Here is a 6,561-nt window from a genome sequence, read left to right as displayed (position 1 = left end):
CGGTGGGGGTGGCCGCCGCCCGCGCTTGCGCGCCCGACGGAATGGCGGCCGGGGTAGCGCGTCCGACGGGTGCTGCCTGACTGGGTCGTGGCGGCCGACGGCCGGCGCGGACAGCGGCGACAGCATCGGCGAACGGTCCCCCGCTGCGGTAGCGCATGCCGGGGTTTTTGACCAGGGTCATCTCGATGAGCTCGCGCACATTGGGCGGCAGGTCAGCCGGCAACGGCGGCGGCGGCTCTTTGATGTGCTTCATCGCCACCGTCAACGCGCCGTCACCGGTGAACGGTCGCTTACCCGAAACCGCTTCGTAGCCAACGACTCCCAGTGAGTAGACATCGCTGGCCGGAGAGGCGTCGTGACCGAGCGCCTGTTCGGGGGCGATGTATTGCGCGGTGCCCATCACCATGCCGGTCTGGGTCACGGGAGCGGCGTCGACGGCTTTGGCGATACCGAAGTCGGTGATCTTCACTTGACCGGTGGGGGTGATCAGGATGTTGCCGGGTTTGACGTCGCGATGCACAAGGCCGGCGGCGTGTGCGACCTGCAGCGCCCGCCCGGTCTGCTCGAGCATGTCCAGCGTGTGGCGCAGCGAGAGCCGGCCGGTGCGCTTGAGTACCGAGTTGAGCGGCTCACCGTTGACCAACTCCATCACCAGGTAGGCGGTGCGCCCCTCGCCGTTCATATCGGTCTCGCCGTAGTCGTGCACGCCAGCAATCCCGGGGTGATTGAGCATCGCGGTCGTGCGCGCCTCGAAACGGAACCGCTCGATGAACTCCGAGTCCTGGGAGAACTCCTGCTTGAGCACCTTGACCGCGACACGCCGCCCCAGCCGCCCGTCCACCGCCTCCCACACCTGGCCCATGCCGCCAGTGGCGATGAGGCGCTGTAACCGGTAGCGGCCGGACAGCGTCACCCCTACTCGCGGGCTCATGGTCCTCCCTGCAGCGCGGCCTCGATCACGGCCCGGCCGATCGGTGCGGCGAGTGCGCCGCCAGTCGCGGATGTACTGCCGTCCGCTGTTCCCTCTACGAGCACCGCGACGGCCACCTTCGGGCTCTGTGCGGGCGCGAAGGCGATGTACCACGCGTGAGGTGGCGTATGGCGTGGGTCGGTGCCGTGCTCAGCGGTGCCAGTCTTGGATGCGATCTGCACGCCGGGGATCGCCCCTTTCTGCTGTGTGACATTCTCGGCGCCGACCATCAACGCTGTTAGCTTAGCGGCGACCTCCGGCGAGACTGCACGGCGCTCTTGGTGCGGCGCGGTGGTGCTGATGTTAGCCAGATCGGGCCCCTGAAGGCTGTTCACCAGATAGGGCTGCATGGTTACACCGGCATTGGCGATGGTAGCGGCAACCACTGCGTTCTCCAGCGGGGTCAACGCCACGTCTTTCTGGCCGATACTCGACATTCCCAGCGCAGCTGGGTCCGGGATCGGCCCCGCGGTGGATTCGGCGACCTGCAACGGGATGGGGTCGGGCGCGACATCAAGGCCAAACGACTGTGCAGTGCTGCGCAACGCATCGACGCCGGTGAGCAGTCCCAATTGGACGAACGCGGTGTTGCACGACCGAGCGAACGCCTCACGCAGCGAGACGGTGTCCGCGTTGATGCAAGGCGCGTCGCCGTAGTTCTCCAGGGTGGCGGTGCTGTCCGGCAGTGGAATCTTGGCCGCCGCGGTGAGTTGCTCGTCTTCGGTCGCGCCGTTCTGCAGCGCGGCCGCGGTGGTGATCACCTTGAACGTCGAACCGGGCGGGTAGGTCTCGGAGATGGCGCGGTTGGTCATCGGCGAATGGGGGTCGTCGCGAAGTTGCTGCCAGGTTTGCGACTGCTCCTCGGGGTTGTGCGAGGCGAGCAGGTTGGGGTCGAAGGACGGCGAGGACACCAGCGCCAGGATTTTGCCGGTCGACGGTTCCAGCGCGACGACGGCGCCGCGGCACGGCCCGTTGCAGCCCTGTTGCATCGCATCCCACCCGGCTTGCTGGATGCGCGGGTTGATGGTGGTGTCCACGTTGCCGCCGCGCGGGTCTCGTCCGGTGAAGAAATCGGCCAGCCGGCGACCGAACAACCGCTGGTCGGATCCGTTGAGCAGCGGATCCTCGGCGCGCTCCAGGCCGGTGCTGGAGTAGCGCAACGAATAAAACCCGGTAACTGGGGCGTACGCCGCAGCGTTGGGATAGACGCGCAGGAAACGGTAGCGGCTGTCAGTGGCGACCGAATAGGCCAGCAGCTGGCCACTCGCGGAGATCTGACCCCGCTGACGGGAGTACTCGTCGAGCAGAATTCGTTGGTTGCGAGGATCAGCCCGCAATCCGTCGGCGGTGAACACCTGCGTGAACGTGGCGTTCAACAGCAACAGCACGATCGCCGCCATCACGGTCACCGAGATCCGGCGCAGGGAGGCGTTCATACCTTCTCGATCACCTCGGTGTTGGCTGCCGCGATCGGTGACGTGTTGCGCGGCGGGGTGCGGAACGGGCGTCGGGCCGAATGCGAGATGCGCACCAGGATGGCCAACAGTATGTAGTTGGCCAACAGCGACGAACCCCCGTACGACATCCACGGTGTGGTCAATCCGGTCAGCGGAATGAGGTTGGTCACCCCGCCGACGACGATGAACAGCTGGATGGCCAGCGCCGAGGCCAGACCTGCGGCCAACAGCTTGCCGAAGCTGTCCCGCACGGCGATCGCGGTCCGCATGCCGCGGATGATCACGATGGTGTACAGCATCAACAGGCCGGCCAATCCGACCAGCCCGAGTTCTTCGCCGAACGCGGCGACGATGAAATCGGTCGACGCGGCCGGCACGGTGCCCGGCTGGCCATTGCCGAGCCCGGTGCCGAAGATCCCGCCGGTGGCGAAGCTGAACAGCGACTGCACGATCTGATATCCGGCACCGTCCGGGTCGGCGAATGGGTCCAGCCAAGTCTGGACGCGAACCTGGACGTGACTGAAAATGAAATACGCCGCAACACTTCCCAGCGCGAACAAGGCCAAACCGATGATCACCCAACTGAATCGCTGAGTGGCGAGGTAAACCACCACCAGAAACGACGCGTACAGCAGCAGCGAAGTCCCGAGGTCCTTTTCGAAGACCATCACGCCGATCGAGATGACCCAGGCCGCCAGCAACGGTGCCAGATCACGTGGACGCGGCAGATCCATGCCCAGGAAATGCTTACCGGCGCTGGTGAACAGACCGCGTTTTGCTACCAGGACCGCTGAAAAGAAAACGAGCAGAAGGATTTTCGAGAATTCAGCGGGCTGAATCGAAAAGCCGGGCAACCTGATCCAGATCTTGGCGCCATTCTGCTCAGAGAGCGACCGCGGCAGCAACGCCGGGATCGCGAGGATGACCAGTCCGGTCAGCCCACAGATGTAGCCGTAACGGGCGAGCTGTCGATGGTCCCTCAGCCAGATCACCACAAAGGCAAAAGCTCCGACTCCCACCAGCGTCCAGAGGATCTGTGGGTTTGCGCGGGTAGTGGCCCCGCTGAGGCGGTCGTCGATGTCCAGCCGGTGGATCATCACCACGCCCAGGCCGTTGAGCAACGCCACTATGGGCAGCAGCAGCGGGTCCGCGTACGGCGCAAAGCGTCGGATGGCCAGGTGAGCGCACGCGAACACCGCCAAAAACCCTGCGGCGTAGGTGATTAGCTGCCAGTTTAGGCCGCGTTCCTGGTCGGCCTGCACGAGCGCGAAGGCCGCAACGGTGATCAGGGCGGCGAAGCACAGCAGCAGCAGCTCGGCGTTGCGTCGGTTCGGCAGCGGAGGGGTCACCGCGACCGGCGGCTGCGGCTGGGTGGTCATGTCGGTTTCCGGCAATCGGTACCCGGCTGGGGCGGCGGCGGAGTGAGAGTGGTGAGAGTGGGCGCGACCGGTGTCGGTGAGGGAGTTGCCGGAATTTGTGCGGGGGTGCTGGCGCCGGGTTGCGATGGCTGGGTGGTAGCGGGTGTGGGCGGGGGCGTCGCGGTCGGCGGCGACTGTGCGCGCTCCGGCGGACAGAGCGGCAGCAGCGACTCGGTCGACAATCTGCGTAATTGTGCGTTGGCTTGATCGAGCGTGCCCGCTGGAAGTCCGGCGCCCACTTGCGCGCGAGCCGACTCGGCCAGGTCGGACAGCTTCATCGGTTGGCAATCTCGATTACCGCTCGCTTGGCCGTAGCGGACTACCGACAGCTGGTTGCGGCTGTTGAGGCAGCCTTGCGAATAGGGCTGATGCAGAGGCACACCCAGGACGGACACCTGGATGCCCTGCATGATGGATACGGTGCCGTTGTAGGCGGCGACGTAGTAGTAGTTGCGGATGATGGTTCGACCGATGGCTAAGCCCGCGAGCACCAGCAGCACGATGAGCGCCGCACCGATTGCCAGTCGCCGCCGCGAGCGCCTCGGGCGAATGAACGTATCGACTTGCGGTAGAACGCGTTTCACCACATTTTTGCGCGGGTTGATGGCTGACGCCCGGCCCGCTGCGGTGTTGGGCCGGGTCAGCTGGTCATACTCGGAGTCGCCGGATACCGCGCCCGCAATGATCGGCTGGGTCGGACCGTAGTCGTAGTCGACGACGTCGGCGACCACCACGGTTACGTTGTCGGGGCCGCCGCCGCGCAGCGCCAATTCGATGAGCCGGTCGGCGCTGTCGGTGACGTCGGGAATCTTCAAGGCGTCCAGGATGGTTTCGTCGCTGACCGGATCGGAAAGCCCGTCGGAGCACAGCAGATAGCGATCGCCGATGCGCACTTCCCGCATGGTCAGCGTCGGCTCGACCTCGTGACCGGTCAACGCCCGCATGATCAACGATCGCTGCGGGTGGCTGTGGGCCTCTTCCCGGGTGATCCGACCCTCGTCGACCAATGTTTGGACGAACGTGTCGTCCTTGGTGATCTGGGTCAGCTCGCCGTCGCGCAACATATAGCCGCGCGAGTCGCCGATGTGCACCAACCCAAGACGGTTGCCTGCGAACAGGATTGCGGTGAGTGTGGTGCCCATCCCTTCGAGGTCGGGTTCCATCTCGACCTGTGCGGCGATGGCGGAGTTGCCGGCGTGTACCGCGGAGTCGAGCTTGGCGAGCAGGTCGCCACCAGGTTCGTCGTCGTCGAGGTGGGCCAGCGCGGCAATTACCAACTGGGAGGCGACTTCACCGGCGGCGTGGCCGCCCATGCCGTCGGCCAGCGCCAGCAATCGCGCGCCGGCGTACACCGAGTCTTCGTTGTTGGAGCGCACCAAGCCGACATCGCTGCGGGCCGCATATCGCAAGACCAAAGTCACGGGCGCAGCTCGATTACCGTCTTGCCGATACGAACCGGCGTGCCAATGGGAACCCGTACAGCGGTCGTCACCTTCGCCCTGTCGAGGTATGTGCCGTTGGTCGATCCTAGATCTTCGACGTACCATTCCGAGCCGCGCTGAGACAGCCGGGCGTGCCGCGTCGAGGCATAGTCGTCGGTCAGCACCAGAGTGGAGTCGTCGGCGCGCCCGATCAACACCGGCTGGCCGGACAGTGTGATACGCGCGCCCACTAACGCCCCCTCGGTCACTACCAGATAGCGCGCGGCGTTGACCCGGTGCCGCGACGGCAATAGGGTGCCCCGCAATGTCAAGCCGCGTCGCACCATGACCGCGCCGGTCGGCGCGTAGATGTCAGTCCGCAAGATTCTCAGTACCGACCAGATAAACAGCCACAACAGCATCAAGAACCCGGCACGCGTCAGCTGCAGTACTAGTCCCTGCATCTGGCGTCCCCTCCGTCCTGGCGCCGCCCGCTTCGCGTGCCCGGATATAGCAACGTCACGATACTTGGAGGGCGGTCGACGCGGGCTGAAGCTGGATAGCTTCGCGACTACGGGCTCAATGGATGTGGACGACGATCTCAGAGTGTCCCAGCCGAATGACGTCGCCGTCGGCCAACTGCCACTCCTGCACCGGCGCGTTGTTGACGGTGGTGCCGTTGGTGGAGTTGAGGTCCGACAGTAACGCGACGTGGCCGTCCCAACGGATCTCCAAGTGCCGCCGCGACACACCGGTGTCGGGCAACCGGAACTGGGCGTCCTGGCCGCGACCGATGATGTTGGCGCCGTCGCGCAACTGGTAGGTGCGTCCGCTGCCGTCATCGAGCTGCAAGGTGACCGCCGTCCCGGACGACGGGTAGCCGCCCTGGCTGTAGCCGCCGTAGCCGCCGGCCTCCTGGGGCTGGCCATAGTCATAGTCGCCGCCCGCGGGCTCGGCGTATCCGCTGCCGTATTGCGGAGCGGGGGCTTCGCCGTAACTGCCGTACTCGGGCTGTGGGGCGTAGTCCTGCCGGCCGTATCCCGGGCCACCGGCGTAGCCCTGGTCGTAGCCGCCGCCCTGCTCGGGGTAGGGGGCCCGTTGGTCGGGAGCGGCGTACCCACTCTCATCGTGGCGGGCCGGTCCGCGGCCATAGTCGGCGTACTCGCCGTAACCCTGACCACCGGGCTGGCCGTAGCCGCCCTGCTGGTAGCCCTGGTCGTAACCCTGACCGCCGCCGTAACCGGGGGCCGGCCGCTGTTCGTGCTGGGGGTAGCCACCCTGGTCGGGGTAGCCGC

6 protein-coding genes are annotated in these 6,561 nt (G+C 66.0%); all 6 read right to left on the bottom strand.

Annotated elements, in window-relative coordinates:
• A partial coding sequence (locus tag WB785_RS11270; RefSeq protein WP_424079185.1) for a serine/threonine-protein kinase occupies positions 1-931 on the bottom strand: 931 nt, incomplete at its 3' end.
• Entirely contained in the window at positions 928-2,406 is a 1,479-nt protein-coding gene (gene pbpA / locus WB785_RS11265; RefSeq protein WP_424079183.1) for a D,D-transpeptidase PbpA, read from the bottom strand. The genes WB785_RS11270 and pbpA, both read right to left, overlap by 4 nt.
• A complete protein-coding gene (locus WB785_RS11260) occupies positions 2,403-3,806 on the bottom strand; it encodes an FtsW/RodA/SpoVE family cell cycle protein (RefSeq protein WP_424079181.1) in 1,404 nt (467 codons plus the stop codon). The genes pbpA and WB785_RS11260 overlap by 4 nt, the downstream gene beginning before the upstream one ends.
• Positions 3,803-5,266 carry a PP2C family protein-serine/threonine phosphatase gene (locus WB785_RS11255; RefSeq protein WP_424079179.1) on the bottom strand — a complete coding sequence of 488 codons (1,464 nt, stop codon included), beginning with the start codon at positions 5,264-5,266 and terminating at the stop codon, positions 3,803-3,805. Before WB785_RS11255 ends, WB785_RS11260 begins: the two co-directional genes overlap by 4 nt.
• Entirely contained in the window at positions 5,263-5,730 is a 468-nt protein-coding gene (locus tag WB785_RS11250) for an FHA domain-containing protein FhaB/FipA (RefSeq protein ID WP_424079177.1), read from the bottom strand. Before WB785_RS11250 ends, WB785_RS11255 begins: the two co-directional genes overlap by 4 nt.
• A gap of 115 nt (positions 5,731-5,845) precedes the next feature.
• The coding region (locus tag WB785_RS11245; protein WP_424079175.1) for an FHA domain-containing protein at positions 5,846-6,561 on the bottom strand (716 nt) is incomplete at its 5' end.

It is taken from the genome of Mycobacterium sp., assembly GCF_049585075.1.
Taxonomy (GTDB): domain Bacteria; phylum Actinomycetota; class Actinomycetes; order Mycobacteriales; family Mycobacteriaceae; genus Mycobacterium.
The sequence above is the reverse complement of the archived record's forward strand: the minus strand, read 5'-3'. Positions and strand labels throughout refer to the sequence as shown.